This is a genomic window from Achromobacter sp. SIMBA_011, assembly GCF_046535435.1.
Lineage (GTDB): Bacteria > Pseudomonadota > Gammaproteobacteria > Burkholderiales > Burkholderiaceae_B > Achromobacter > Achromobacter dolens.
The window spans coordinates 141335-167158 of record NZ_JAWRWN010000002.1; the positions used below are offsets into that span (position 1 = coordinate 141335).

Consider the following 25824-nt stretch of genomic DNA (forward strand, 5'->3'; position numbering starts at 1 on the left):
TGGCATGATCCGCGCCATGGCAACGGACCCGACCTCCCGCATCACGCGCCCGCGCGCCCGCCGCGCGGGCCGCGCCGCCGTGCGGCTGGCCCTGGGGCTGGCCGCGCTGACGGCCGCCGCCTATGCGGCCACGGCCGTGATGGAGATCCCGCCGCCGCACACGCTGTGGCGGCTGGAGGCGTCGGCGCCGTCGCGCCGCGGCGACCTGTTGCCGGCGCGGGTCGTGCCGGCCTCGGCCACGCCGTCCGTGCTGGCGGCCAGCGCCTGGCCGCCGCCCGCCACGGTGCCGTGGAAAGGCGCCGAAATTCCGTTCGAGCGGTTCCTGCAAAGCACCGCCACCAACGCGCTGGTGGTGCTGCGCGACGGCCAATTGGAGTACGAGTGGTACCGGCCGGGCGTGCGCGCCAGCGACCCGCAGTCGTCGTGGTCGATGGCCAAGTCGGTGGTGTCGCTGCTGGTGGGCCAGGCGATCGCGCGCGGCGAGCTGCGCGAGGACGACCGCCTGACCGCGCTGCTGCCCGAGCTGGCGGGTGCCGGCGATTACGACCGCGTCACGCTCGGGCATCTGCTGGACATGGCCTCGGGCATCGACGTGTCGGAGAACTACCGGGCCTACTGGCCCTTCACCGGCGCCGCGCGCATGTATCTGACGCGCGATCTGGCCGGGTTTGTGCACGACCACCGGCGCATGCATTTCACGCCGGGCAGCGCGGGCGACTACCGCAGCGTCGACACCCAGCTACTGGGCATGGCGCTGACGCGGGTGACCGGCAAGCCGCTGGCCGACCTGCTCGCCGAACGGCTGTGGGGGCCGATGGGCGCGGAGTCCGCCGCCACCTGGAATCTGGACCGGCCCGGCGGCATCGAGAAGGCGTTCTGCTGCCTGAATGCCACGGCGCGCGACTTCGCGCGGGTCGGGCAGCGCGTGCTTGAGTCCGGGCAGGGCGCAGGCCTGGTCCCGGCCGCGTGGGTGGCGCGCATCGCGCGTCCCGCCCCGCATCCGGTCGACGGCTGGGGCTACGCCGCGCAATGGTGGCAACTGGAGCCCACGGGCGGGCCGGACTTCGCGGCCGTCGGCATCCATGGCCAGTACCTGTACGTGCATCCCGGCCGGCGCGTGGTGATCGTCAAGCTCAGCGACTATGGCGAGAACCAGGACGAGCGCGAGACCTATCGGGCGCTGCGGGCGATCGCCGATCGTTGATGCGGCGCGCGGCCCTGGCTACAGCAGGCCCGAGGTCAGCGCCTTGAGCGTGGCGGCCGCGCGGGTCGAGCATTCCAGCTTGCGGAACACGCTTTCGACGTGGGTGCGCACCGTGCTGGGGCTGATGTTCAGCGCGCGCGCCGCTTCCTTGTTGCTGGCCCCCAGGCTGATCTGCCGCAGCACTTCCAGTTCGCGCTGCGACAGCGGCGAGACGGCGCGGCGCGGGGCGGCGGTTTCGCCGCCCGCCGCGGCGATGGCGGCCTCGGCCGCGTCGGCGTCGTAGCGGCCGGCGGCGGCCTCCTGGCGCAGTTGCCGCGCCGCGTCCGCCAGCGCAAGCGCGGGACGCCAGGGGCGGTCCTCGAGCAGCGCCTGCAAGGTCACGCAGGCGGCCAGCACGCGTTGCGGCAGGCCCAATGCCGCGCCCGCCGCGCCGCGGAAATAGCCGCTGCCATCAAGCCGTTCGTAGGCATACGAGGCCAGTTCGGCGGCCTCGCTCAGGCCCTTGATCTGGCGCGCCGCGCGCGCGGTCCAGTAGGGCATCAGGCGCACCTGCTCCCACTGGTCCGGCGACAGCTTGCCGGCGGTGTTCCACAGGCGGTTCGGCAGCGCGGCGCGGCCGATGCCGTGGACCAGTGCGGCGGCCTGCAATTGCGCCTGCGTCGCCGCGTCCAGGTCGAGCCGCGCGGCGGTGGCCACCGCCAGCGCCGCCACCCGGCGCGAATAGCCGGCCAGCCAGGGCAGCTTGAGTTCGGCCACGTCGGCCAGCAGCGTCAGCGCGGCCGGCGCGCCGGGGCGGCCGCCGGCCAGGTTCCAGTCGGCGCCGTCGGGCGGATCGGCGTCGATCTGGTCGAGCCAGGCCGGGCCGTGGCGCGCGGTCAGCGCGGCGATGTCGGCGGGATACTTGGCGCCGGCCTGCTGGCGCAGGAAGTCCAGCGCGCTGTCGCGGCCATGGGCGCGGCTGAGGATCTCCAGGTCGCTGGCGGCGTTGACGATGAACGCCAGCGGCGAGACGGCGCCGCCGTCCAGCGCCTGGGGCATGCCCTTGCCATCGTGGCGCTCGAAGGCGTGGCGCAGACCGGTCACGACCGCGTCGGGCATGCCCAGGCTGACGGCGACGTCGCCGGAGATCTCGCAATGGATCAGCGCCAGCGGCACGATCAGCGACTGCGTGCGCGCGTCCAGGGGGGGCAGGGTCTGCGCCATCATGGCCTCGCGCGAGGCGATGTCGTCGCCCAGGAGCTCGGCGAAGCCGCCGGCGTTGGCGGTGCAGCCTGACCAGCGCAGCAGCGCCACCGCGCGGGCGTGGTCCTGGCCGGCCGCATCCAGGCCGTGCGCGGCGGCCAGCAGGCCCGCCAGGCAGGCGGTGCGGCGCGAATGGTCGGTGGCGCGGCCCATGCTGAGGTCGCCGATGAAGGCCATGGCCAGCACGGCGTCGGTCAGTTCTATGGCGCTATCGGCGATCATGGGGGCAGGCGGGGCGATGAATGGGGGCGGCAGGAGAGGGCGGGAAAGCGAGAACCGGCGCATCGGTCAATCATCCGATACCGCGCGACGGGCGGGAAAACGACACTGGCGTCAAGCAAGCGCCATGTCGGCGTTTGATCCCGAAAAAAAGGAACCGTCATGAAGCGCCATATTATCGCAGCCTCCCTCCTGGTAGCCGGCCTGTTCGCCGCGCCCGTCTCGCAATCGTTCGCCGCCGAGCCGGCCGCCGCGCGGCCATCCGTCGTCATTGTGCACGGCGCCTTCGCCGACGGCTCGGACTGGGCCAAGGTGGTCGCCCTGCTGCAGGCCAAGGGCGTGCAGGTGCAGGCGGTGCAGAACCCGCTGGAATCGCTGGCCGGCGACGTGGCTGCGGCCAACCGCGCCATCGACAACCAGCCCGGCAAGGTGGTGCTGGTCGGCCATTCGTGGGGCGGCACGGTGATCACCGAGGCCGGCAACCATCCCAAGGTCGCCAGCCTGGTCTACGTGGCCGCGTTCGCGCCCGATGCCGGCCAGTCGGTGGCGACGCTGACCGAGGGCACGCCCAAGGCGCCGGGTTCGGACAGCATCGGCGCCGACAGCCACGGCTGGCTGAGCCTGTCGCCCGCCGGCCTGGCGCGCGATTTCGCGCAGGATGTGCCGGCCGCGCAGGCCCGGGTGATGGCGGCCACGCAGGGCCCGATCAAGGCCAGCGCCTTTGGCGAAGCGGTGTCGACCGCCGCGTGGAAGACCAAGCCGTCGTGGTTCGTCGTCAGCAACCACGACCGCATGATCCTGCCGGCGCTGCAACACCAGATGGCCAAGCGCATCGGCGCCAAGGTCACCGACCTGCAGACCAGCCACGTGCCGCAGCAATCGCAGCCGGACGCCGTGGCGCGGGTGATCCTGGACGCGGTTGCCAGCGTGAAGTGAGGGCTGTGACCGCCCGGCGACATGACGCCGGGCGGTCATGCATGAACGCCGCGCGTCCGTCGGGACACGCGGCGTTTCAGCATCCGGACGCCAGTTGTTCGAGCGCCGCGAGCCGCAGCACGTAGAGCGTGCCGGCGCGGCTGGCGATGATGCCTTCGCGGCGCCACTTGGAGAAGATGCGGCTGAGGGTCTCTGCCCGCATGCCGAGCTTGACGGCGATCTGCGAGTGGCTGAGCGGCAGGGTCAATGGCTGGCCGGCCTGAGGCTTGCCGGCGCGCAGCACGTATTCGGCCAGGCGTTCCTGCGCCGAACTGGATGTGAGCCAGTCGATCCGGTCGGTGTGATGCCGCACCAGCGCGGCGCCGTGGGCGGCGACGCGGCAGGCGAAGCGGCCGTCGTCGCGACATAGCTGCAGGAAGGCGCCTTGATGCAGCAGGCAACCATTGCCGTCGCGGCGGGCGCGGACATGATGCAGGTGGCGCGGCGTCGGCTCGAACATGGCCAGCACCGACAGCCAGCCGCCCGGGCCGACTTCGCCAAATACCTTGTCATCGCCATCGGCGGTGTAGCGCAGGCCCTGGACCAGCCCCTCGCACACCAGCAGGCACGCGGTTGCCGGCTGGCCTTCGGAAAACAGCGTGTCACCCGCCTCGAAGCGCAGCCAATGGGCGCGCGCCGCCAGCGCGCCGAGCGCGGCGTCGGCGATGCCCTCGAACCAGGGATGGCGCCGCAACGCGGCGAGCAGAAGCGACTGGGACGAATTGACAATAGTCATTTGATCGGCGGAGGTGGCTACCTAGAATTCGAATCGAAAATGATTCCTGTTCAAGATGCCCTCCCCGTGAAAAAATACAAGGCCAGGACCGCGCCGCATCCGCGCCGTCTTATAAGTTCTCCCATTGCCTTGAGCGCCTTGTCGGCGGCGTTGTCATGGTCGTCTGGCGCGGCGGCGCAGGGCCCCGTGCGCTTCACCGACATGCTAGGCAACCCGGTCACGCAGGCCGCGCCTTCGACGCGCGCGGTCTCGCTGCCGATGCCGGGCGGCACGCTGTTGATGTCATTGGACGGCGGCTCGTCGCGCCACCTGGCGGGCATGCATCCCGACTCCTATGCGCGCATGGCCGACCCGGTGCCGTCGCGCCTGTTCCCGCACATGGAAAGCGTGCGCTCGGACATCACCCGGTCGGGCTTCGTGCCGAACGTGGAAACCCTGCTGCAGATCCGTCCCGACATGGTGTGGCAGTGGGGTCACATGGGAGACGACCTGATCGCGCCGCTGCGCAATGCCGGCCTGCCGGTGGCCGCGCTGCTCTACGGCACCGACGTGCGCACCCGCGAATGGATCCGGCTGATGGGGCATTCGCTCGGGCGGGATGCCCAAGCCGCCCGGCTGCTGGCGTGGCGCGACGAGGTGCGCGCGCAGATCCTTCGCGTCACCGGCGGCCTGCGCGCCGACGAGCGGCCGGGCGTGCTGTACCTGTCGCGCTACCGGCCGCAATTGCGCACCTCGGGCGCGGGCAGCAGTTTCGATGACGACATCCAATTGACTGGCGGGCGCAACGTGGCCGCGGCGGTGGTCGGCACCGGCCAATCGGTCGGCATCGAGCAGATCATGGCCTGGGCGCCCGATGTGATCCTGCTGAACAACTTCGAGTCGGGCCTGACACCCGCCATGATCTATGCCGATCCGCTGTTCGCGGATATTCCGGCCGTGCGCAGCCATCGCGTCTACATGATTCCGGCCGGCGGCTATATCTGGGATCCCCCCAGCCAGGAATCGCCGTTGTACTGGCAGTGGCTGAGCCAGTTGCTGCATCCGAAGCGATTCGACTGGCCGCTGCGCGAGCGCATCGCGCAGGCGTACGCCTGGCTGTACGGCTATGACATCGACGCGGCCGATATCGACAAGGTGCTGCGCATGCGCTTGAACCACGGAGCCGCCGGCTATGACCGCCTGCGCTGAACGGAATCCCGCGCGGGGCGACGATCGGCGGCGCGCCTGGCCCTGGTGGCTGATGATCGCCGCGGCGCCGCTGTCGGCCCTGGCCGCGTTGTGCGTGGGGCGTTATGCCTTGCCGGCCTCTCATGTAGGCGCCGCGCTGGCCGGATGGGCGCTGCCCGACGGCCTGGCATCCTGGCTGCCGGCCGTCGCCGACGCCGAGCGCCGGGTGGTATTGCTGGTGCGCCTGCCGCGGGTGCTGCTGGCGCTGCTGGCCGGCTCCAGCCTGGCGCTGTGCGGCGCGGCCTTGCAGGGCGCCTTCCGCAACCCCCTGGTCGGGCCGCAGATCCTCGGCATTTCCTCGGGCGCCGCATTCGGCGGTTGCGCCGCGATCCTGCTGTTCTCGTCGCTGTGGGCGACGTTGGGGTTCGCTTTCGCGGGCGGCCTGCTGGCGGTGGCCATCGTCTACCTGCTGGGCCGCTCGCGGGGGCGCACCACCATCCTGATGCTGGTGCTGGCGGGCGTGGTCACCAGCGCGTTCTTTTCCGCGCTGATCTCGCTGGCCACCTATTTCGCCGATCCCTACGACAGCCTGCCGGCGATCGTGTTCTGGCTGATGGGCAGCTTCGCCACGGCGTCCTACGTCAAGCTGGGGGCGGCGGTGGCGCCCATCGCGGCGGGCATGGGGCTGTTGTTCGCGCTGCGGTTCCGCATCAACGTGCTGTCGCTGGGGGACGAGCAGGCCAGCGCCATGGGGCTGGCGGTCGAGCCGCTGCGCTGGATGCTGCTGGGCTGCGCCACGCTGGTGGTGTCGGCCAGCGTGGCGGTGTCGGGCACGGTGGGCTGGGTCGGGCTGGTGGTGCCGCACATCGCGCGCATGCTGGTCGGCCCCGATCACCGCGTGCTGCTGCCCGCCAGCGCCTTGCTTGGCGGCACCTACATGGTGTGGGTCGATACCGTGGCCCGCAGCGCCACCAGCGCCGAGATTCCGCTGGGCGTGATCACCGCGCTGGTCGGCGCGCCGCTGTTCGCATGGCTGTTGCGCCGCACGCAGGGCAGGGAGGCGGGCCATGCTTGAACTGGACCGCCTTGCCGTGCAGGCCGGCGGCCGCCTGCTGCTGTCCGACCTGACGCTGCGCGTGCCGGCCGGCGGCGTGCTGGCCGTGCTGGGGCCGAACGGCCGGGGCAAGACCACTTTGCTCAGGACGCTGCTGGGGGTGCAGCCGCCGGCCGCTGGCGCGGTGCGCCTGCGCGGCCACGCCGCCTATGTGCCGCAGCGCACCGATTCGCTGTTCGCCTACGACGTGCTGGCCATGGTGACCATGGGCCGCGTGCGGCACCTGCGCTGGTGGGCCTCGCCTGGCCCGGGCGACCGCGACATCGCCCGCGAGTGCCTGCGCGCCGTGCGGCTGGAGCATCTGGCGGCGCGGCCGTTCCACGCGCTCAGCGGCGGCGAACAGCAGTTGGCCTGCATCGCGCGGGCCATGGCCAGCGCCAGCCCCATCATCGTGCTGGACGAGCCCAGCGCGGCGCTCGACCTGCGCAACCAGGACGTGATCCTGACGCTGCTGCGGCGGCTGGCGGGCGAGGGCATGACGGTGGTGTTCTCGACCCACCAGCCGCAGCACGCGCAGCACATCGCCGACCAGACCCTGTTGATGCATCCCGACGCCTGCGAGGCCGGGCCCACCGGACAGATGTGCACCGACGAACGCCTGAGCCGGCTGTACGGCTTGCCGGTACGGGTGACCACCGTCACCGCCGACCGCCGCGAGGTGCCGGGCGTGATTCCTCTTTTCCATTGACTCCGATGAACACCATCGTCTATTTGAATCACTGGACCGGCGACGGTCCCGCCGTGTTGACCGGCGGCGATGCGCCGCCGGCCATCGCCGAACCCCTGTACGCCCTGCATCGTTTGGAACTGGCGGCGGTACGGGCCCTGCTGGTGCCGGCCAATACCGATCAGCGCTATCTGCTGTCGCAGCAGGCCCGGCTGGAGGCGTGGCTGCTGGCGGGCGGCACCATGGTGTTCAACGGCCACGTGGCCTATCCCTTCCTGCGCTGGCTGGCGCCGTTCGCGCCCGGCCCGGCGCGCGGCATCGAGGGACTGCGGCTGCACCGCGCCCAGGCGCATCCCGTGTTCGATGGCGTCGATCCGGAACACCTGACCTTCCGCCGCGGCGTGGCCGGCTTCTACGCGCGCGGCGGCAACCCGCCGCCGGCCGGCGCCAGCGTGCTGCATACGCTGGGGCCGGACGCGGTGCCGGTGGACTGGGTGCTGTCCTTGCCCGGCGGCGGCCGCCTGTTCACGCATTCCGGCAACGACATGTGGATGTATGCGGGCAGCGCGGACAGCACCCGCCGCATCGTGCCGCAACTGATCGACTGGCTGCGCGGGGAGGCGGCATGATCCACGACGCCCCTTCCGTTTCGAACCGGCGCGCGCCGGTGATCGCCGCGCTGGACGCCGGCACCTACTACCACCATCGCACCTTCCACACGCCGGAACTGGCGGCGTACATCGACCGGGTGATCTACCTGCCGGAACTGGATGACGCCGCCCTGGAGGGCTGCGACGCCTTGATCGTGTCGTGCCGCATCAATCCCGAGCTGCTGGTGGCGCAGCGGGCGCGCTTGGCCCGCTTCCTGGCCGCCGGCAAGACGCTGGTGGCGATGGGCGAGACCGGCTCGCACCGCTGGCTGGATGGCGTGTGCTGGACCGATTGCGAAGTGAATTTCTGGTGGTGGAAGACGCCGGGGGCCGATCCCGGCCTGCGGCTGGCGGCGCCCGACCATTCGCTGTTCCGGTATCTGACGCTGGCCGATGTCACCTGGCACCAGCATGGCACCTATGCGCCGCCGCCGGGCGCGGTCTCGCTGGTCGACAAGGTCGGCGCCGGATCGGTGCTGTACGAGGACCGCTGCAGCACGGCGGGCCGGCTGATCGTCACCTCGCTCGATCCGATGTACCACCACGGCAGTTATTTCATGCCGGCCACCAGCCGCTTCCTGCGCGGCTTCCTGCCGTGGCTGAAAGATTCCACGCCCGCCGCCTGAGGCGGCTTCCTTCCGGCCTCCGGGCTATTGCGCTTTGTTCGTATGACTCATTCCTTCCCGTCCTCGCCCTTCGTCCGCGCCATCCTGCTGGCAGCCGCCAGCCTCGGCGCGCCCGCCATGGCCGCCGAGACCGCCGCGCAGCTTCCCGCCATTCGCGTCACGGCCGAAGACGCCGCCGTCGACGATGGCCGCCTGCGTGCCATTGGCGCCGCGCCGCCGCCGGCGACGCTCGACCATACGGTCACGCAATCGGTGTCGGTGGTGGATCGCCAGGACCTCGACCGGCTCAGCGCCATCAGCACGCTCGAACTGTTGGGCAGAATTCCGAACGCCACCATCAATCTGGGCGGCGGCATTGGCGGCACTTTGTTCCTGCGCGGCATGGACACGCTCGATATGCGGGTACCCGTGTTCATCGACGGCGATCGCTTTCGCGGCCGCAACAAATTGCAGTTCATGCTCATCAGCCCCACCGAGCTGGAAGCGGTCGAGGTGGTGCGGGGGCCTGATTCGGCACGCTTTGGCAGCGATGGGCTGGGGGGCTTGATCACCTTCGTCACCAAGCGCGCCCGTGGCAACCTGGATCACGGGTTCACCGTGAACGGCGGCGAGGTGTCGACCACCTGGCAGAGCAATGGCATTGGCAGGCAGGCCAACGCGGCGCTGGAGGCGGCCGGCGATGGCTTCGACCTGCGCGTCTATGCCACCGGACGGCGCGCCGGCAACTTCCGCAGCGCCGAGGGCGCAGTGCCGAACAGTGATTTCCGCAGCGCGGGCGGCGGCATCGTGCTGGGCTACATGCCGGATGCGCGCCAACGTATCGAGATCAGCGGCCGCATGGCGCACGTCAACGAAGGCTGGGCGGGCACCGTGCCGCCCTATCCGCTGGCCAGAACGCGCAGCAATCCCCTGAACGTCAAGCAGGGAAGGCTGGCCTATCGGGGCGAGTTCGACGGCGCGATCAGCGAATTGCGCGCCAGCGTCTACGTCAACGAATTCGACACCACGCTGGTGGTGCACAACCAGGCCAACCCGGATCGCGTGCTGGACGTGCAGCGCCACGTGCCGGGGCCGCTGGCGTATGGGGGCAGCCTGGCTGCAACCCTTCCGTGGGCCAGTGTCGCCACCACGGTCGGCATGGATTTCATGCATGAAAACTGGCCCGGCCAGGAACGGCGCACACAGGTGACGCTGCGCCAACCGGACGGCGCCACCCGCATCGCTCGCGGCGACTGGGTGCCCAGCGGACCGTCCCGCTACCAGACCAATATCGGCGCCTTCCTGAGCAATGAGTGGACGATTTCGCCAAAGTGGACGCTGACCGCCGGCGGCCGCCTGGATTGGTACCGTTCCGATGTCGACCTTTCCCCCCTGCCGTCGCCCGATCTGCTGCCGGCGTTCCGCGCGGCGCGCAACAACCAGCAGACCGCCACGACCGGCAGCCTGGGGGTGTCGTATCGCGCTACGCAGGTGGTCGAACTGCTGGGCAGCGTAGGCAATTCGTTCCGCATGCCGTGGATCTTCGACATGTTCGACGCCGGCTTCACGGGCGCCAGCTATTCCTTCCCCAACCCCCGGCTCAAGCCCGAGCGCGGCACCAACGTGGACATCGGCACCCGCCTGCATTTCGAGGATGCCAGCGTTGGCCTGACCGCGTTCCGCAGCGATTTCCGCGACTTCATCGAGAACGTCAACACCCAGTACAACGGCCTGCCCGCCACCCAAAAGGCGAATGTGGGCAAGGTCCGGGTGCAGGGGGTGGAAAGCGACTGGCGCTGGCAGGTGACGCGCGCGCTCAACCTGTATGGCAGCGCCGGCTACCTGCATGCCACCAACCGCATCACCCACCGGCCGCTGCCCTCCATCGCCACGCTCAGCGGTCTGATGGGGGTGCAGTACGTCGGGCCGAATGACGCCTATGCCTTCGGCGCCGAATTGCAGTGGGCCAAGGGGCAGGGCCGTTATGACGACCGCAAGGAATACCCGGCGGCCGGCTTTGGCGTGGTCAACCTGTCCGCGCAATTGCAGTTGGACCGGCTGGGCTTGCCGAAGGTGGGCAATACCCAGGCGGTGTTCAGCATCAACAACCTGTTCGACCGCGCGTATCGCACCGCCGCCACGGCGTCGAATGTCAATTACCCCATGACGGGCCTGAACCCGTTGCTGCAGCCGGGGCGCAGCGTCAATGTGACGTTGCGGACACGGTTCTGAGCCTGTCGCGCGGGGCCCTGTTGCCCCGCGCGCCGGCTTTCATCGCCGCCGCGCAAGGCGGCGTTTCTCCGGCCTTCGGGCTTTGCCTCTGCGTTCCTGTATGACTCATCCCTTTCCGCATTTGCCCCTGGTCCGCGCTTTCCTGCTCGCGGCCACCACCCTTGGCGCGCCCGCCGTGGCTGCCGAACCCGCGCAACTGCCGGCCATCCGCGTCACGGCCGGCGACGGCGCGGACGACGGCCGCCTGCACGCCATCGGCGCCGCCCCGCCGCCGGCGACGCTGGACCATGCGGTGACGCAATCGGTGTCGGTGGTCGATCGCCAGGACATCGACCGGCTCAGCCCCATCAGCACCCTGGAGCTATTGAGCCGGATTCCGAACGCCACCATCAACCACACGGGCGGCATTGCCGGCACGGTATTCCTGCGCGGCATGAACACCAATGACATGCGGGTGCCTGTCTTCATCGACGGCAATCGCTTCCGTGGCCGCAATACCCTGCAATTCATGCTGATCAGCCCGACCGAGCTGGAGCAGGTCGAGGTGGTGCGGGGGCCGGATTCGGCGCGCTTCGGCAGCGATGGGCTGGGCGGCCTGATCAACTTCGTCACCCGGCGCGCCCACGGCAATCTGGATCATGCATTCCAGCTCAATGGCGGCGAGGTGTCGGCGTCGTGGCGCAGCAACGCCAACGCGCTGCAGGCCAACGCCGCGCTCGAAGCCGCCGGCGACGGCTTCGACCTGCGCGTGTATGCCACCGGCCGGCGCGCCAGCAATTTCCGCAGCGCCACCGAAGAGGTGCCCAACAGCGGTTTTCGCGGCGCGGGCGGCGGCATCGTGCTGGGCTACATGCCCGACGCGCGCCAACGCATCGAGATCAGTGGCCGCATGGCGCACGTGAACGACGATGCCGCGGGCGCGGTGCCGCCGTATCCGCTGGCCAGCAGCCATCGAGATCCGCTGGCCGTCAAGCAGGGAAAGCTCGGCTATGCCGGTGAATTCGACGGCCTGGTCAGCGAGTTGCGGGCCAGCCTGTACGTCAACGAATTCGATACCACCCTGGCCGCGCACAACGAGGTAAACCCGGCCCGGGTGGTCGACGTGCGCCGCCATGTGATCGGGCCGCTGGTCTATGGCGGCAACCTCGCCGCGACCCTTCCGTGGGCCAGCGTCGCCACCACGGTCGGCATGGATTTCATGCACGAAACCTGGCCGGGCCAGAAACTGCGCACCCGGACGACGGTGCGCCAGCCCGATGGCGCCACCACCCGGAACCGTGGCGATTGGATCCGCGGCGGACCGACCCGTTACCAGACCAACATCGGCCTGTTCCTGAGCAACGAATGGAACCCCGCGCCCAAATGGACGGTGAGCGCGGGCGGCCGCTACGACTGGTACCGTTCCGACGTTGGTCTCAGTCCGCTGCCGTCGCCCGATCTGCTGCCGGCCTTCCGCGCCGCCCGGAACAACCAGCAGACCGCCATCACCGGCAGCCTGGGGTTGTCGTACCGCGCCACCGAGGTGGTGGAACTGCTGGGCAGCGTGGGCAATTCGTTCCGCATGCCGTGGATCTTCGACATGTTCGACGCCGGCTTCACCGGAACCGGCTACACCTTTCCGAATCCCCGGCTCAAGCCCGAGCGCGGCACCAATGTGGATGTCGGCACCCGTCTGCATTTTGCCGACGCCACGGTCGGCCTGACGGCGTTCCGCAGCGACTTCCGCGATTTCATCGAGAGCGTCGACACGATGTATCTGGGGCTGCCGGCGACGCAGCGCGCGAACGTGGGCAAGGCGCGCGTGCAGGGATTCGAAAGCGACTGGCGCTGGCAAGTGACGCGCGCGCTCAACCTGTATGGCAGCGCCAGCTATCTGCACGCCACCGACCTGGTCACCCATCGGCCGCTGCCTTCCATCGCCGCGCTCAGCGGCCTGATGGGCGTGCAGTATGTGGGGCCGAACGAGGCCTACGCCCTGAGCGGGGAACTGCAGTGGGCCAAGGGGCAGAACCGCTACGACGAGCGCAAGGAATATCCCGCCGCCGGCTTTGGCGTGGTCAACCTGTACGCGCAACTCCAGTTGGATAAGCTCGGATTGCCACGGGCCGGCAATACCCAGGCCGTGCTGGGCGTCAGCAATCTGTTCAACCGCGCCTACCGTAGCGCGGCCACGGCCTCGAACGTGAATTACGCCATGACGGACCAGAATCCATTGCTGCAGCCGGGGCGCAGTTTCAACCTGACGCTGCGGACGCGGTTTTGAGGTTTTTCGGTCGCGGGAACCGAACCCCGCCGCGCCGGTCCATAGCCAACGGATCGGCCGCCGGCCAGTCCGCTTGATATATCAAGGAAGACCTCATGTTCGGAATTGGAATCGCCCTGGCCATTCTTGGCGCCGTGTGCTTGCACGCGGCGATCGGCACGCATCGCGCCGGGTGTGAGTGCCGCGACAGTTATGCCCTGGCGGGGCTGGGCATCGTCGCGGGAAGCGGCGGCGCGTTGTTGCTGGTCTAGGCGCCGCGCTGGCAGGCAGGCGGGCGTCCCGGCCTCGGGACGCCCGTTTTTTACCAGTAGTACTTCACCGACGCCACGACCGTGCGGCCGTTGCCGTACATGCACACGCCGTACGACTGGCAGCCGCTGACATAACGCTTGTCGAACAGGTTGGCGGCGTTCAGGGCGAAACGCCAGTTCGGCATTTCGTAGTGCAGGCCGGCGTCGTAGACGGTGTAGCTGGGGATCTTCAGCGAGTTGTCGGCCGCGCCCGCGGCCGAGCTCTGGTAGCGCACGCCCGCGCCGGCGCCGAAGCCTTCCAGCGGCCCGGTGCGCCAGGTCCAGTCGGCCCACAGCGAGGCCATCTGGCGCGGACGCGGGATGTCCACCGGCCACTTGCCCTGGGTCTCGTCGTTGGCCTTGGTGATCTTGACGTTCTGGAACACGTAGGCGCCGACGATGGACAGTTCGGGCGTGATCTTGCCCACGGCGCTCAGCTCGACGCCCTGCGAGCGCACCGCGCCGGTCTGCACGTAGCTGCTGTTGGTCGGGTCGTTCGGGTTGTTGGTGACGACGTCGGTCTGCTTGATCTGGTAAATGGCGGCGTTCAGCGTCACGTTCTTGCCGTCGGGCTGCCAGCGCAGGCCGGCTTCGATCTGTTTGCCCTGGGTCGGCTTGGCCCAGTTGCCGTCGGCCAGGCGCGTGTTCGAGACCGGGTTGAACGAGGTCGAATAGCTGACGTAGGGCGACAAGCCGTAATCGCCAAGATAGGTCAGGCCGACGCGGCCGGTGAAGGCCTGGTCTAGTTGCTCGGCGCGGGTGTCGGCCTCGCGGTCGTTCTGGCGGGTGCGGGCCCAGTCCTTGCGGCCGCCCAGCGTCAGCACCCAGCGGTCCCACTTGATCTGGTCCTGCGCGTACAGGCCCACCGTGTTCATGACGGTATAGGTGTCGGTGCGCGGGAAGGCGTTGGGGCCGTAGAAGATCGAGCGGTTGATCGGCGTGTAGACCGGGTGGTAGACGTTGAGCGACGGCGCCAGCGCCATCCATTCGCTGTCGATGGTGGACTGGCGGCTGTATTCCAGGCCGGTCAGCAGCGTGTGTTCGAGCGCGCCGGTGCGGAATCTGGCCTCCGCCTGGTTGTCGATGTCGAAACGGCTGTAGTTGAATTGGAAACGGCCGGCATAGCGCGTGATCGTGGCCTGGGTCGGGTCGCTGTCATCCAGGCCGCCGCCCCAGACCGAACGGTTATTCAGCTGCAGGTGCATCAGGCGCGTGTTCTGGCGCAGGGTCCAGACCGAATCCAGTTTGTGTTCCAGCGCGTAGCCGACCGACCATTGCTTCTTGTGATAGTCGTTGAAGTCCGGTTCGCCGGTATAGACGTCGCGCGAAATGCGGCCATTGGGATTGGACAGCACCGTGCCCTGGGCGGGCAGGAAGTTGGTGTTGATGTCGCCCCAGTCTTCCAGGTAGGTGGCCGACAGCGTCAGGCTGGTGGCGGCGCTGGGCTGCCAGCGCAGCGACGGCGCGAACACCACGCGCTGGTCCTTGTTGGGGCCGGTCTGGGCGTTGCCGTCGCGGCCCACGCCCAGGATGCGGTACGACAGCGTGCCGTCCTCGTTGAGGCTGTCGCCGAGGTCGAAACTGAGCTGCTTGCGGGCGTAGTTGCCGACCTGGGTCTCGATCTCGCGGATGCGCTCGCCGTTGGCCAGCTTGCTCTGCACGTCGACGATGGCGCCGGGGTCGCCCTGGCCGTACAGCACCGAGGTCGGGCCGCGCAGCACGGTGATGCTGTCGATCAGGTAGGGATCGACGCGCCAGCTCGCCAGGTTGAGCGTGTTGGGCACCTGCAGGCCGTCGACGTAGGCCGTGGGGGTGAAGCCGCGCAGGGCCGAATACCAGTCGGAACGGTTGTCCGAGCCATAGCTGGAGAAGCCGGGCACGTAGTGCAGCGCCTGGTTGATGTCGGTGGCGCCGGTCATCTCCAGCTGCTGCGCGGTGACCACGTTGATGGTCTGCGGGATCTCGTTGAGCGCGGTGTCGGTCTTGGTGCCGGTGCGGCTGCGGCGCGCCACCAAGCCTTCGATCGCGTCGCCCCGGGTGTCGCCATAGACCGAGACGGTGGGCAGCGTGGCGGTGTCGGCGGCGGGCGGCTGCACCACCGCGGTGTTGCCGGTGATGCGCGCGACCAGGCCCGTGCCGGCCAGCAGGCGGTCCAGCGCCTGTTGCGGTGTCAGGGTGCCGCTGATGGCGGGCGCGCGCCGGTCCTGCACCGCTTCGGGCAGGTAGTAGACCTGTAGATTGGTCTGGCGGCCCAGGTGCAGCAGCGCCTGCGCCAGTGACTGGGCGGGCAGGTTGATCTTGACGGCGGCGGCTTGCGCGTGGGCGGCGGACGGCGCGGCGCCCAGGGCGACGGCGAGGGCAAGGGTCAGGGTGCCGAGGGCGGCATGCAGCGGCGTGGCGCGGGGGCGCGGGAGGCGGGTGGGCCTGGCGGAAATCTGGGTCACGATGGCGCTCGATCGGGGCGGCGGTTTCCGCGAGGGAACCGGCCGGCGGGTTCATGCGGGGCGACAGCCTCCGCTTACCTGCTAAGAGCGGATCGGACGCCGAACCCCGTAATGATTCTCAACTCAAAATGGAAACAAGATGTATCTTCGGCCGGGCGGCGCGAGGGGGCGCGAGGCGGCGGCGTTGCAACCGGCGCGGTGGCGGTCGCCGCGCGGCGCTGGCGAGGGCGGAAAACGTGAATGCGGGGGTGGGGCGCGGAGGGCGGCCTGGACTGAAGACGCGGCGCCGGGTCAGCGGGCGATGATGTCGCTGCCGCCGTCGGCGCGCGGCGTCACGCGCACGGGGATCAGGGCGGGCAGGGCGGCCAGGAAGCCGCGGGTGTCGTCGATGTCGAATACGCCGGCGATGCGGATGCCGCGCAGCGCGGCGGCGACCCGGATGGGCTGTTCGCGGTAGCGGTTGATCTCGTCCACCACCTGCGCCAACGGCACATTGTCGAAGACCGCCTTGCCCTGCCGCCAGGCGGTGAGCGTGGTCACGTCCACGGCTTCGGCCCGCAAGGCGTCGCCCGCATGGGTCAGGCTGACGCCCTGGCCGGCGGCCAGCAGCACCCGCTCGCGCCGCCACCAGGCGCCGGTGGCAACCTCGACCGAGCCGGATTCGACCGCCACCGCCAGCCGCTGGCGGTCATAGCGCACGTTGAAGCGGGTGCCGGTGACGCGCACGCGGCCCAGGTCGGTGTCGACGACGAAGGGCCGCGCCTTGTCCGGCGACACCTCGAACAGGATCTCGCCGGCGTGCAGCGCCACGTGCCGTTCGTCGCGGGTGTAGCGCACGTCGGCCTGGGTGGCGGTGTTCAGCGTCAGGACCGAGTCGTCCTGCAAGGCCACCCGGCGGCGCTCGCCGCGGGCGGTGGCGTAGGCCTGTTCGAACAGCGTCGGCGCCGGCCCCCAGAGCGGCCAGGCCAGACCGGCGCCGGCGGCGGCGCAGGCGGTGGCGGCCAGGCCCCAGGTCAGCCGGCGGCGTTGCGGCGATGGCGGGGGCGGCGCCGGCCGGCGCGAGAGCAGGGCGCGCAGGTCGCGGTCGGGCACGGCCTGGGTCAAGCCCCACACCTGCAGCATCTCCTGGTAGGCGCGTTCGTGCGCGGCGTCGGCCTGGCGCCAGGCCTCAAACTGGCGCCGTTCGCCGGCCGTCATCAGGCCGCCGCGGTCGCGCGCGAACCAGTACGCGGCGGCGTCCAGGGGATCCCTCGGCAGGTTGGGAACGGATGTCATGGCGAATAGGCGTGCAGCCGGGTGTGCAGGTGGCGCATGGTACGGGTCAGGTATTTTTCCACGCTGCTGACCGACAGGCCCATGTGGCTGGCGATTTCCGGCACTGTCCAGCCTTCCAGGCGGTGCCAGGCGAAGACCGCGGCGCAGGGCTCGGGCAGTTCGTCCAGCGCCTGCCGCAGCGCGCGCGACAGTTGCGCGGTGCGCGCGCCGGCCTCGGGGCTGTCCTGCGCGGGGTGTTCGTCTTCGTCCAGGTCGTGCAGCGGCACGGCGGCGCTGCGCACCTGTTGGTGATACTGGTTGGCCAGGCCGTGGTAGATGCTGCGGTGCAGGTAGGCGCGCGGATTGCGGATGGCCGAGACGTCGCCTTCCAGCATGTTGGCGATGGCGTCGTGGGCGGTGTCCTCGACGTCGCCGCTGGCGTGGCCCTTGCGCTTCCATGTGCCCAGCAGCTCGCGATAGTAGGCGAGCCAACCGTGTTCGGCGGGGCGGTTCCGGCGCATGCGGGGGCAACGTGGAAGGGACGAAGCCGCCGATTATTGCAAATAAGAATAATTCTTGTAAAGCCCGCCGGGGCGCGCGGGCTGCCGCCCCGGCGGGCGCCGCCGCTACAGCGCGCGGCTATGCTGACCGGCGCCCAGCGCGCCGCCGCGCTGGCGGGCGGCCTCGCGCTCCGGCGTGGGCAGGTAGATGGCGCACAGCAGGTTGGCGCCGGCAATGATGGCGAACATCAGCGCCATCGGCTGCCAGGTCAGGCCGAAGGTGTGCGCCACCCACAGGCCCACCAGTGGCGTGGTGCCGCCGAAGATCGCGCCGCACAGTTGGAAGCTGAGCGAGATGCCGGTGTAGCGCATCTCCACCGGGAAGGCCAGCGGCAGGTAGGGCGCCAGCACCGCGTAGTAGGCGCCGATCAGGAAGATCGCAGTGAGGATGCCGATGGCGATGTTCTGGATGTCGCCGGTCAGGATCAGCATCATCATCGGCACCGCCCACAGCGTCGACAACGCGGTGACCCAGATCAGGAAGCGGCGCTCGCCGACGCGGGTGGCGATGTACGAGGCGATCGGGAAGCTGATCAGCTCGACCACGCCGGCCCAGGTCACCACGTCCAGGATCTGGCTGCGCGTGATCTTCAGGTAGGTGGTGGTGTAGGTGATCATCAGGGTGGTGACGAAGTAGAACCCCGAGATGCCCAGCAGGCACAGGCCGATGCCCAGCAGCAGCGCGCGCTTGCGTTCGCGCAGCACCATGCTGATGGGGGCGGTGCTTTCCCTTTTCTTTTCCTTCAGGCGCGCTTCCAGTTCGGGGCTTTCGTTGACGCCGCGGCGGATGACGAAGGCCACCAGCACCAGCACGCCGCTGATGATGAAGGGCAGGCGCCAGCCCCACGACAGGAAGTCCTCTTTGGGCAGGTCCGACACCAGGCGGAACACGCCGGTGGCCAGGATCAGGCCGATGGGGCTGCCGTATTGCGGCGCCGAGGCCAGGAAGGTGCGCCACTTGGGCGGCGCGTGTTCGGCCGCGATCAGCACCGCGCCGCCCCATTCGCCGCCCACCGCGATGCCCTGCACCAGCCGCAGCGCGACCAGCAGCACCACGGCGGCCAGGCCGATCGAATGGTATGACGGCAGCAGGCCGATCAGCGTGGTGGCCACGCCCATCAGCAGCAGCGTGATGACCAGGCTCTGCTTGCGGCCGACGCGGTCGCCCAGATGGCCGAACAGCACCGCGCCCACCGGCCGCGCGAAAAAGCCGATGGCGAAGGTGCCGAGCGAGGCCAGCGTGCCCATGAAGGGATCGTTGGTGGCGAAGAACACGTCGCCGAACACCAGGGCGGCCGCCGTGGCATAACAGTAGAAGTCGTACCACTCGATCATGGTGCCGAAGAAAGCGGCGGCCGCCGCCCTGACCGGCTGTCTGCGGCCATTCTGGTCTTGCATGGAATTCCCCTTGTTTGTCGCGGCTTTCCACGGTGGCGCCGCATTGGATACGGCGTTGACGATAGCAACTACTGGCTATATCTTGTATAGCCACAATCCAATCAGATATAGGTCCACTTCATGAAGGAAGTCCTGCTCGCCGACCTGCTTTCCGGCGCGCTGTCGCGCGAGTCGGCCGACCCGCTGCAAAAGCAGATCTACGACATCGTGCGGCGCGGCGTGCTGGACCACACGCTGGTGGCGGGGCAGCGCCTGCCGTCGTCGCGCGTGCTGGCGCAGGAGCTGGGCATTTCACGCATCACGGTGACGCTGGCCTACGAGCGGCTCATCGCCGAGAACTACCTGAGCGCGCGCGGCGGCAGCGGCACCTTCGTAGAGAAGACCGTGGACCGGCCGCTGCTGCCGCCGGCCTCGCCCGAACACGTGCAGCGCCACGTGCCGGGCCTGTCCACGCGCGGCGAGGGCATCGCCGGCGGCGCGGCGGGGCTGGGCCAGCACACCGGCGCGTTCGTGCCGGGCGTGGCCGACGCCAGCCTGTTTCCGTTCCACCTGTGGCGCCGGCTGGTGTCGCGCCACCTGGGCAAGTCGAACCTGGCGCTGTCGGGCTACGCCAAGGACGGCGCGGGCTTTCTGCCGCTGCGCGAGGCCATCGCCAGCTATCTGCGGCTGGCGCGGGCCGTGGTGTGTGAGCCGGAGCAGGTCATCGTCACGGCGGGCACGCACCAGTCGGTTGATCTGTGCGCCCGTATGCTGACCGAGTGGGGCGACGCCGCGCTGGTGGAAAGCCCCTGCCACTGGGCCTTTCCGCCGGTGCTGGCGGCGGCCGGCGTGCGCGCGCATGCCGCCGTGCTCGATGATCAGGGCCTGGACCTGGCGGCCAGCAAGCTGCCGCGCCGGGCGCGGCTGTTGATCACCAGCCCGTCGCATCAGTACCCGACCGGCGTGGTGATGCCGCTGGCGCGGCGCCTGGAGCTGCTGCAGGCGGCGCGGGCGCGCGGCCTGTGGGTGCTGGAGGACGACTACGACAGCGAGTTCCGCTACGACGGCGCGCCGATCCCGTCGCTGCAGGGCCTGGACGCCGACGGCCGCGTGATCTACCTGGGCACCTTCAGCAAGACCATGTTCGCCGGCCTGCGCATGAGCTACATGGTGGTGCCGCCGCAGGTGGCCGAGTCGTTCTCGCGGGCCTGCGCCAGCATCTATCGGCCGGGACAGTTGCATCTGCAGGCGGCGCTGGCGGATTTCATGGCGGACGGCCATTTCTCGCACAACATCAAGCGCATGCGCACCGAGTACGCGCAGCGCCAGATCGTGCTGCGCGATGCGCTGGCGGCGCGGGTCGGCGACCAGGTGCGGTTGTCGCAGGCGCGGGCCGGCCTGCATGTGTATGCGCGGCTCGACCGCAAGGTGTCGGCGCCGCGCCTGGCCGAGGCCGCCCGCGACGAGGGCATCGTGCTGGGGCAGCCGCATTACCTGCCCGATGCCGCCAGCGCGGCGTCGCCCGCGGTGGTGCTGGGGTATGGCGGCGTGCCATGCGAGCGCATCGACGACGGGGTGGCGCGCTTTGCGCGGGCGCTGGGGCGGGCCGGGGAGAACCGGCCCGCGCGCCGGGCGCGTCGTTGAGCCCCGTCGTTGCGCCGCGGCGGCAGGTCGCCGCGGTGACGCCCGGTGATGCAACGCGGCGGCGAATCACGGGGATGGCCCGCCGCCTCCGGCGGCGCCGTCTTGCCCGTGGGAGCCAGCGGAGAGGACGCGCGCGCCGCGCCGCTTTGCCGCCTACAGTTGCGCCAGGGTCTCATCCGCCGCCGCCAGCAGCAGGTCGGCGTGTTCCCGCGCGAACGGCAGTTGCGGCCGCAGCTTGAGCACGTTGCCGTGCAGGCCGGTGGCGCTGAGCAGCACGCGGCGCTGGCGCATCAGGTTGACGAAGCGGTGCGTCTCTTCCTTGGCCGGCGTTTTCGCGGCGCGGTCGCGCACCAGTTCGACGCCGATGAAGAGGCCGTCGCCGCGCACGTCGCCGATCAGCGCGTGGCGCTCGGCCAGCGCGCGGAAACCGTCGCGCAGGTATTGGCCGGTGCGCGCGGCGTTGGCCTGCAGGCCTTCTTCCTCGATGACCGAGAGCGTGGCCTGGGCAGCCGCGCAGGCCACCGGATTGCCGCCGAAGGTATTGAAGTAGCGCGCCTCGCGGCCAAAGCGCTCCATGATGTCGGGACGCGACACCATGGCGGCGATGGGATGGCCGTTGCCCATCGGCTTGCCCATGGTGACGATGTCCGGCACGAGAGCGTGGCGCTGGAAGCCCCACATGCACGAGCCGGTGCGGGCGAAGCCGGCCTGCACTTCGTCGGCGATGAACAGGCCGCCCGCGTCGCGGATGGCCTGCGCCGCCGGGGCCAGGAAGCCGGCCGGGTCGCTGTAGACGCCGTCGCTGGACAGGATCGTGTCCACCAGCAGCGCGGCCGGCTTGATGCCGTGGCGCCGCAGGTCGTCGATGGCGGCCTGCACCTGCTGGCCAAACCATTGCCCGAGGGTGGCCGGGTCGTGGCGGTAGCTGTCGGGCGCGGCCACGGCGCGGGTGTCCACGCCCAGCGGCACGGCCTGGCCGAGCGAGGGCGACACGGCGGCCACCGCGGCGGTGACGCCGTGGTACGCCAGTTGCGTGACGATGACGCCGGTGCCGCCGGTGTGGCTGCGCGCCACGCGCAGCGCGAGGTCGTTGGCCTCACTGCCGGTGCAGGTGAAGATGACCTGCGACAGCGGCTGCGGGAACGTCGCCAGCAGGCGCTCGGCGTAGTCCAGCACGCCGTCGTGCAGATAGCGGGTGTGGGTGTTCAGCACCGCCGCCTGCTCGGCGATGGCGCGCACCACGCGCGGATGGCTGTGGCCCACAGAGGCGACGTTGTTGTAGGCGTCCAGGTAGCGCTCGCCGTCGGCGCCGTAGAGCCACACGCCTTCGCCGCGCACGATGTGCAGCGGCTGGTCGTAGAAGAGGCGGTAGGCCGGCCCCAGCACGCGCTGGCGGCGGGCGATAAGCTCGCGTTCGGCCGGCGGCAGCGCGTCGGCCGCGGCGGGGTCGAAGGCGTTGAGCATGGCTTGGTCTCGGCTCATACAAGAGTCTCCATCGGGGTCTGGCTGGCGGCCAGCAGGATGTCGCTGGCCTGCTGCCGGGGCAGGGCGTCCAGGCGCGCCAGGCCGGTCCAGGCCAGGCCGTTGTTGCGCAGGATGTACTGGCGGTTCTCGGGATGCTGCTGCGCGCGCCAGCCGGTGATGGCCACGGTGATCAACAGGCGCGTGGCGATCAGGTCGGGCAGCAGCGCGATCTCGGTTTCGGTCAGCGGCAGCGTCTGGTGGTAGCTGGCCAGGCACTGGCGCAGGCCGGCCGACAGCGGGTCGGGCGCGTCGTCGAGCAGATAGGCGGCGGCCACGGCCAGGTCCTGCGCCAGCGGCGCGCGCACCATGTCGCCGAAGTCGAGCAGCGCCGCGATCTGTTCGGGGTCGTCGCGCGCCACCATCACGTTGTAGGGGTTGAGATCGTTGTGGATGACCTGGCGCCGCAACCCGCCCAGGCGCGGCCGCAGGTCATGGGCGAAGCGTTCGAGCTGGCGCTCGGCCAGCCGGCGGCGGTCCGCCTCGGGAATCTTCGGCAGCAGGTCGGCGATGCGGTCGGCGTGCTGCAGGTCCCACAGCAGTTCGTGGTCGGCCATGGCATGGTCGAAGCCGGCCAGGGCCAGGTCGAACTGCGCCAGGGCCCGGCCCAGCGCGCGGTACTGCGCCGGACTGCGGGCCACCTGGTGCAGCGGCACGCCCTGCACGAAGGTCATCAGCCGCAATGCCCGGCGCGCGCCGTCGCCGGCATCGTGCCAGTGCACGTAGTCGCCGTGCAGGCCCGGGATCAGGCGCGGCACCGGCGGCTCGCCGCCGGCCAGCATGAGGCGCAGTTGCGCCTGGGTGTGGAAGTCGGTGACCGCCGGGTCCTCGGCCGGGTGGGTGGCCTTGAGCACGTAGGCGCCGCCGGCGGCGTCGCGCAGCAGGAAGTTCTGGTCGCGCTCGCTCGACAGCAGCGTGGCCTGGGCCAGCAGGCCGTAGTGGTGTTGCGCCAGGGCCTCGGCCTGTGACAGGGACAGCTTGGGCGGCTCGGCCGCGAACAGCGCCTGGCCGGCGCTGGGAAGGTTGCCGCCGCTCATGCCTGACGCTCTTCCAGGCCGCACCACTCGGCGATGAACAGGGCGATGGTCTGGGTGACCTTGCGCACCGATTCCAGGTTGACCGCTTCGTCGTAGCCGTGCGGCATGCGGCATTCCGGGCCGTAGACGATGGCCGGGGTGTCGGCGTACAGGCCGTAGAAGCGGGCGTCGGTGGCGGCCGACGTGGCGTATTCGCGCAGCGGTTCGCCGAACACCTGCTCGTGCGCGGCGCGCAGCGCGGCCTCGGCCTCGTCGGCGTTCCGCAGTTCGTAGCCTTCGGCCATGAAGCCGTGGTAGACCACCTTGGGCGGATGCTTGGCCAGGAACGGATCGCGCGCCGCGGCCTGGGCCACGAAGGCCTCGATCTCGGCGCGCGCGGCCTCCAGGCTCTGGCCCGGATAGACCGCCACGCGCATGTCGAAGGTGCACCAGGCCGGCACGCTGGACGGCCAGTCGCCGCCGGCGATCTTGCCGAGGTTGAAACGGATGGGGTGAGGGTGGTCGCAGAAGTGGCGGTGGTCGCACTTGTTGGCGTTCCAGCGCGTTTCCAGTTCGTCCAGCGCCTGGATCAGGAAGATCGCCTTCTGGATGGCGTTGGCGCCGGCGCCGGTGAAGGCGGCCGAGGCGTGCTGGGGGTCGCCTTCGACCTGCACCTGGAACCACATCGGCCCGACCTGGGCGCGCATCAGCATGGGCAGCAGCGGTTCCGGGATGAAGGCGGCGTCGGCGCGGTAGCCGCGCGCCAGGCAGGCCAGGGCGCCGTTGCCGGTGCATTCTTCTTCCACCACCGACTGCAGGAACACGTCGCCGGCCGGCGCCAGGCCGATCGCGGCGAGCGCGTCCATGGCCGACAGGCAGGCGACCAGGCCGGACTTCATGTCGCCCGCGCCGCGGCCGTGCATCCAGCCGTCGACGATGGCGGGGTCGTACGGGTCGCGGCTCCATTGCGCCAGCGGGCCGACCGGCACCACGTCGATGTGGCCGTTGAGAATCAGCGAGCGGCCTTTCAGGCTGCGGGCACGGTGCGCGCCGACCACGTTGTAGGCGTTGTCATAGGACACCGCCACCGGCGAAAAGCCGGGCAGGTGGCGGATGGCGTCGACGTCGATGCGCCAGCGGTCCACGGCGTAGCCGCGCTCGGCGTAGCGCGCCGCCATGAAATCCTGCGCGGTGGCTTCCTCGCCGCGCTGCGACGGCAGGCGCACCAGTTGCGCGGTCAATTCGGTCTGGGCCGCGAAGCCCGCGTCCACGGCTTGGAGGACGCGCTGGCGCAGCGCCGGGGTCAGTTCTGGCATGGATGTGCTCGAGGTTGACAGGGAACCCGGTCATGCTAGGGAAAATTGGATCGGTGAAAAATAGCCAATCCGGGTTATTTGATATGGCCACTTTTGGCGCGCCGGGCCTGGCGACCCGGCGCGCCCTGCCGAACAGCGCGATCCCGCGGGCCATCGCCGAATCCGGCGGGCGCCTGGGCCGCGCCGCCAAATGGCTTGGCATTTCGGCTTGGCATTTCGCGCATCGGCTACCGCGACGCCAGGCACGGCAATTGCTGGCCGGCACGATCATGCCGGCGTTGGCGCGCGCGCCAAGCGCTGCGACAATAGCGTCAGGCGGTCAATCCAACCACTGGACGGGGCGGCAGCGGCGCCCCGAAGGAGAGCGGCATCATGGCGACGCGAACCATCTGGAAAGGGGCGATTTCATTCGGGCTGGTGCATATCCCGGTGGGGCTGCACACGGCGACGACTGAATCGGGCGTGGATTTCGACTGGCTCGACAAGCGTTCGATGGACCCGGTCGGCTACAAGCGCATCAACAAGCGCACCGGCAAGGAGATCGACAAGGACAATATCGTCAAGGGCGTGGAGTATGAGGACGGCCAGTACGTCATCATTTCCCCGGACGAGATCGCCGAGGCCTACCCGCGCACCACGCAGACCATCGAGATCCAGCAGTTCGTGGATGCCGGCGAGGTGTCGTTCGTGTACCTGGAGCGGCCCTATTACGTCGCGCCGATCAACAAGGGCCAGAAGGTGTATGCCTTGCTGCGCGACACGCTGGCCAAGGCCGGCAAGATCGGCATCGCCAAGGTGGTGATCCAGACCAAGCAGCACCTGGCCGCGCTCATTCCGTCGGGCGATGCGCTGGTGCTGAACCTGATGCGCTGGGGCGACGAGGTCAAGTCCACCGAGGACCTGGACCTGCCAAAGGCGGGCGCCAAGGCCTCCGCGCCCAGCGCCAGCGAGCTGAAGATGGCGCGCATGCTGGTGGACGACATGTCGGGCCAGTGGGATCCGGAACAGTACAAGGACGAATTCAAGGCCGCGGTCATGGACCTGGTGGCCCGCAAGGTCAAGGCCGGCAAGACCGAGACGGTGATCGAGCCGCAGGAGGAAACGCCCGCCTATGCCGATAACGTCATCGACCTGACCGAACTGCTGCAACGCAGCCTGAAGGGACGCTCGTCCGGGAAGGCCACGAACGGGGCGGGGAATGGAACGGGCAATGCGACGGCCAAGGGCAAGGCCGCGGCGAAGAAGACCGCGAAGAAGGCAGCCGCCCGGCCGGCGAAGAAGAAAGCGGCGGGCGCCAAGGCGGCCAAGACCCGCAAGGCGGCGTGACC

21 protein-coding genes are annotated in these 25824 nt (G+C 69.9%); 12 read left to right on the forward strand and 9 right to left on the reverse strand.

The genetic code is table 11. The annotated features are described in order from the left end of the window. The first annotated feature begins 16 nt into the window (after positions 1-16). Positions 17-1204: a serine hydrolase domain-containing protein gene (locus SB816_RS07960; RefSeq protein WP_242608501.1), complete on the forward strand. Its 1188-nt coding sequence runs from the start codon at positions 17-19 to the stop codon at positions 1202-1204. A gap of 18 nt (positions 1205-1222) precedes the next feature. On the opposite strand, the gene SB816_RS07965 is transcribed toward SB816_RS07960, so the two are convergent. Next, entirely contained in the window at positions 1223-2668 is a 1446-nt protein-coding gene (locus SB816_RS07965; RefSeq protein ID WP_410546745.1) for an HD domain-containing phosphohydrolase, read from the reverse strand. A gap of 159 nt (positions 2669-2827) precedes the next feature. On the opposite strand from SB816_RS07965, the gene SB816_RS07970 reads away from it, so the two are divergent. Then, on the forward strand, positions 2828-3601 hold the full coding sequence (locus tag SB816_RS07970) for an alpha/beta fold hydrolase (protein WP_054417340.1): 774 nt from the start codon (positions 2828-2830) through the stop codon (positions 3599-3601). Positions 3602-3677: 76 nt separating this feature from the next. On the opposite strand, the gene SB816_RS07975 is transcribed toward SB816_RS07970, so the two are convergent. Next, positions 3678-4376 (reverse strand): Crp/Fnr family transcriptional regulator, encoded by a 699-nt coding sequence (locus SB816_RS07975; RefSeq protein ID WP_054417341.1) that lies wholly within the window; start codon positions 4374-4376, stop codon positions 3678-3680. 186 nt (positions 4377-4562) lie between these two features. Between SB816_RS07975 and SB816_RS07980 the strand changes: the two genes are divergently transcribed. From SB816_RS07980 to SB816_RS08015, 8 genes are all read left to right on the forward strand, one after another. Further along, positions 4563-5564, forward strand: a complete 1002-nt coding sequence (locus SB816_RS07980; RefSeq protein ID WP_054503290.1) for an ABC transporter substrate-binding protein — start codon at positions 4563-4565, stop codon at positions 5562-5564. Further along, a complete protein-coding gene (locus tag SB816_RS07985) occupies positions 5548-6618 on the forward strand; it encodes a FecCD family ABC transporter permease (protein ID WP_230846638.1) in 1071 nt (356 codons plus the stop codon). The genes SB816_RS07980 and SB816_RS07985 overlap by 17 nt, the downstream gene beginning before the upstream one ends. Then, a complete protein-coding gene (locus SB816_RS07990; RefSeq protein WP_410546746.1) occupies positions 6611-7345 on the forward strand; it encodes an ABC transporter ATP-binding protein in 735 nt (244 codons plus the stop codon). Before SB816_RS07985 ends, SB816_RS07990 begins: the two co-directional genes overlap by 8 nt. A 5-nt stretch (positions 7346-7350) precedes the next feature. Next, a complete protein-coding gene (locus SB816_RS07995; RefSeq protein WP_410546747.1) occupies positions 7351-7953 on the forward strand; it encodes a hypothetical protein in 603 nt (200 codons plus the stop codon). After that, positions 7950-8600: a hypothetical protein gene (locus tag SB816_RS08000; RefSeq protein WP_410546748.1), complete on the forward strand. Its 651-nt coding sequence runs from the start codon at positions 7950-7952 to the stop codon at positions 8598-8600. Before SB816_RS07995 ends, SB816_RS08000 begins: the two co-directional genes overlap by 4 nt. A 42-nt stretch (positions 8601-8642) precedes the next feature. Further along, positions 8643-10811: a TonB-dependent receptor gene (locus tag SB816_RS08005; protein ID WP_410546749.1), complete on the forward strand. Its 2169-nt coding sequence runs from the start codon at positions 8643-8645 to the stop codon at positions 10809-10811. Between the two features lie 100 nt (positions 10812-10911). Then, the gene (locus SB816_RS08010; RefSeq protein ID WP_410546750.1) at positions 10912-13074 is read left to right on the forward strand and encodes a TonB-dependent receptor; all 2163 of its coding nucleotides are present in this window, start codon (positions 10912-10914) and stop codon (positions 13072-13074) included. A 95-nt stretch (positions 13075-13169) separates the two neighbouring features. Further along, positions 13170-13325, forward strand: coding sequence for a hypothetical protein (locus SB816_RS08015; RefSeq protein WP_410546751.1), 156 nt, complete (start codon positions 13170-13172; stop codon positions 13323-13325). Positions 13326-13375: 50 nt separating this feature from the next. Here SB816_RS08015 and SB816_RS08020 read toward each other — a convergent pair whose 3' ends face one another. The 4 genes from SB816_RS08020 to SB816_RS08035 form a co-directional block, all read right to left on the reverse strand. After that, the gene (locus tag SB816_RS08020; protein WP_410547118.1) at positions 13376-15619 is read right to left on the reverse strand and encodes a TonB-dependent siderophore receptor; all 2244 of its coding nucleotides are present in this window, start codon (positions 15617-15619) and stop codon (positions 13376-13378) included. 480 nt (positions 15620-16099) lie between these two features. Next, on the reverse strand, positions 16100-17083 hold the full coding sequence (locus SB816_RS08025) for a FecR family protein (RefSeq protein ID WP_410546752.1): 984 nt from the start codon (positions 17081-17083) through the stop codon (positions 16100-16102). Further along, complete coding sequence (locus tag SB816_RS08030; RefSeq protein ID WP_116791846.1) at positions 17080-17583, reverse strand: sigma-70 family RNA polymerase sigma factor; 504 nt, start codon at positions 17581-17583, stop codon at positions 17080-17082. Before SB816_RS08030 ends, SB816_RS08025 begins: the two co-directional genes overlap by 4 nt. Positions 17584-17688: 105 nt before the next feature. Next, positions 17689-19020, reverse strand: a complete 1332-nt coding sequence (locus SB816_RS08035) for an MFS transporter (RefSeq protein WP_410546753.1) — start codon at positions 19018-19020, stop codon at positions 17689-17691. A 120-nt stretch (positions 19021-19140) separates the two neighbouring features. Between SB816_RS08035 and SB816_RS08040 the strand changes: the two genes are divergently transcribed. Next, complete coding sequence (locus SB816_RS08040; protein WP_116791844.1) at positions 19141-20643, forward strand: PLP-dependent aminotransferase family protein; 1503 nt, start codon at positions 19141-19143, stop codon at positions 20641-20643. Between the two features lie 153 nt (positions 20644-20796). On the opposite strand, the gene SB816_RS08045 is transcribed toward SB816_RS08040, so the two are convergent. Genes SB816_RS08045 through SB816_RS08055 form a run of 3 tightly spaced genes read right to left on the reverse strand, consistent with a single transcriptional unit; the run spans position 20797 to position 24496 of the window. Continuing rightward, positions 20797-22125: an aspartate aminotransferase family protein gene (locus SB816_RS08045; protein WP_410546754.1), complete on the reverse strand. Its 1329-nt coding sequence runs from the start codon at positions 22123-22125 to the stop codon at positions 20797-20799. Beyond that, positions 22122-23201: a phosphotransferase gene (locus SB816_RS08050; protein WP_410546755.1), complete on the reverse strand. Its 1080-nt coding sequence runs from the start codon at positions 23199-23201 to the stop codon at positions 22122-22124. Before SB816_RS08050 ends, SB816_RS08045 begins: the two co-directional genes overlap by 4 nt. After that, complete coding sequence (locus SB816_RS08055) at positions 23198-24496, reverse strand: ArgE/DapE family deacylase (RefSeq protein WP_410546756.1); 1299 nt, start codon at positions 24494-24496, stop codon at positions 23198-23200. Before SB816_RS08055 ends, SB816_RS08050 begins: the two co-directional genes overlap by 4 nt. 372 nt (positions 24497-24868) lie before the next feature. Between SB816_RS08055 and SB816_RS08060 the strand changes: the two genes are divergently transcribed. Beyond that, positions 24869-25822, forward strand: a complete 954-nt coding sequence (locus tag SB816_RS08060; RefSeq protein WP_410546757.1) for a Ku protein — start codon at positions 24869-24871, stop codon at positions 25820-25822. The last annotated feature ends 2 nt before the right edge of the window (positions 25823-25824 follow it).